2 protein-coding genes are annotated in these 2461 nt (G+C 32.4%); both read left to right on the top strand.

Features of this window, described 5'->3' with window-relative positions; all coding sequences use genetic code 11:
* Positions 1–119: 119 nt before the first annotated feature.
* The gene (locus tag FHS86_RS19060; RefSeq protein ID WP_429417638.1) at positions 120–641 is read left to right on the top strand and encodes a hypothetical protein; all 522 of its coding nucleotides are present in this window, start codon (positions 120–122) and stop codon (positions 639–641) included.
* The gene (locus tag FHS86_RS19055) at positions 638–2248 is read left to right on the top strand and encodes a DUF4435 domain-containing protein (RefSeq protein WP_429417636.1); all 1611 of its coding nucleotides are present in this window, start codon (positions 638–640) and stop codon (positions 2246–2248) included. The genes FHS86_RS19060 and FHS86_RS19055 overlap by 4 nt, the downstream gene beginning before the upstream one ends.
* Positions 2249–2461: the final 213 nt, after the last annotated feature.

The raw sequence follows: 2461 nt of genomic DNA, 5'->3' as shown, positions 1-2461 counted from the left end.
ACGTACGGTTTGATGCAGGGGGCACTGATAGTTTATCCAGAATGCGTACATTTATAAGTGCAAATTTTGAATGAGCTATCAGGCTCTACTCTACTGTGGCATTTTAAAATGAGACTACCATGAAAAAAAAGGATTCAATAAAGAATTCTAATGAAAATTTTGAATTTAAAAAAGAGGTCGTTTTAAAAGATTACGATAGCCTCTTTACGGTATATGGGAGAGAAACCAATATTGTGTTTAGTTTTAGGAGTTGGACAATTACCCTATTAACAGGTTATTATGGCTTTCTTTTGGCAATGGATTTTGACTTTTCGAGAAGTATTTTAATGCTAATTCCATATTTCCTAATTTTTGCTTTTTTGATATTAGAAGCAGCCGAAAGAAGTGTAATGATTAATTTACTTAAAGAACTTCGAAGCCTTGAAAAAATCTTTATGGAAACTAATAGAAAAAACCTTGAAAGCAAAATAATATCTTATGAATTTAGAGATTTGAGAGACAAAGAAATAAAGTTAAAAGTCAAAACAAAGAATTTTTTCCTTGCATTCAAAACACCTCAGATTTTATCCTGGTATCCAATATTGGCTGTTTTGAATTTCTTAATTATTAATCTAATCCTTTCTGAAAAAATTAATCCATGAAAATAAATCTACCAACAAAAAAAGGAAATCAAAATACTAACCCTGAAATTGAGTTTGACCAAATAGTAGTAATCGGAGCAAATGGGTCAGGAAAAACAAGATTTGGCTCTGAAATTGAGGAAAAGTATAATGATATTACTCACAGAATATCAGCTCAGAAATCGCTTTCAATACCAACTTATGTAAGTACAAAATCTAAAGAGGTGGCATATTCTGAATTTAAATATGGAGGATGGAACCAAAATAATCCAGAATGGAATAAAACACATGGCTGGAAAGCTCAAAGGTGGAATAGTAATTTAAATACCTCTTTGCTAAATGACTATGACAAATTAATGGTTTTACTTCATACAGAAGAATACGAACAATCATTAGCCTATAAAGAAAATGGAGGAGAAAAACCGAGTACCAAACTTGATAGAATTCAAAGAATTTTTGAATTGGTACTTCCACATAGAAAAATTGTCAAAAAAGCAGGAATAATAGAAACATATCCAACACATGGTGAGCAAGCACAGGCATACAATGCCTCTGAAATGAGTGATGGTGAACGAGTAATATTTTATTTAGTTGGAGAGGTGGTATGTGCACCCGAAAATTCAATTATAATAATTGATGAACCAGAAATGCACATTCATAAATCATTAGTAAAAACCCTTTTTGACCTAATTGAGAATGAAAGACATGATTGTTCATTCATATACTTAACACATGATATTGATTTTGCTTTTTCCAGACAAAATGCTTCTAAAATTTGGACTAAATCTTACGAAGGAAATAATTTGTGGGACTATGAACTGTTAGAAAAGTCAATGCCCATACCCGAACAACTATATTTGGAGGTTTTGGGCAGTCGAAATGATGTTTTATTTATTGAAGGTGACAATAGTAGTATTGACTATGAAATCTATGGACAAGTTTATGGTTTGCACACTATAAAACCACTTGGAAGCTGTGATAAGGTTATTCAAACGGTGAAGTCTTTTAACGAGCAAAACGGATTTCACAATATTAAATCATTTGGAATCATTGATAGAGACAGAAGACATGATGATGATGTTATTCGATTAAACAAAAAAGATATATGGGTACTTGATGTTGCGGAAGCAGAAAACTTATTACTACTTGAAGATATTGTAAAAGCTATTTCTAACCACATGGGTAAAAATCCAGATGATGTATTCCTGCATGTTAAAAACAATTTAATAGGCTTTTTTGCCAACCAACTTGAAAATCAAATTTTAATACATTTTAATCAAGCACTTAGGCATGAAATGATTAAGGCTGCAAAAATTGAAAAAAAAGAAATCGCAGATGTTATTGTTGAGGTCAATGCTAATTATAATGCAATTGATAAACAAAATATTTTCGATTCTATTAAAACAAACTTTGAAGAGTTAATAAATACTTCGAGTTATGAAGGAATTCTGAGGGTGTTCAACCTAAAAAATGCTTTAATTCCTGAATCAAAAGTTTGCGAATTGACAGGTATAAAAAATAAAGAGGAGTATAGGCAGCTTGTTACAACGTTATTAAAGAAAAAAGATGCAGTTAGTACACAAATAGCAACTTGTATTGACCAAAAAGTAATAAAAAACGCCACATAACAATTTGTAAATTGCATTGCGGGGTTCGTGGTGTGTCGTTCGCTGGATTCTCGTAACATCGTTCCGTCCTGCCGGACAGGAACGAAGCTCCGAAATCCGCAACGACAACTTACAAGTGACCGTTAGTACGCCGTGAAGCGTATTTACTTCAATGGGTGCAATCAGCTAAGGCTGATCTAATTAGCTGGCGCTGATTTTTAATTCCCATCTGTC

This window comes from Roseimarinus sediminis (genome assembly GCF_050433125.1).
GTDB classification, from domain to species: domain Bacteria; phylum Bacteroidota; class Bacteroidia; order Bacteroidales; family Prolixibacteraceae; genus Roseimarinus; species Roseimarinus sediminis.
Note: the sequence above shows the minus strand (reverse complement) of the source record. Positions and strands in the feature narration are given on the sequence as shown.

Coding starts and splice junctions, on each gene's coding strand:
- FHS86_RS19060 (WP_429417638.1), top strand. CDS start 120: ATGAAAAAAAAGGATTCAATAAAGAATTCTAATGAAAATTTTGAATTT.
- FHS86_RS19055 (WP_429417636.1), top strand. CDS start 638: ATGAAAATAAATCTACCAACAAAAAAAGGAAATCAAAATACTAACCCT.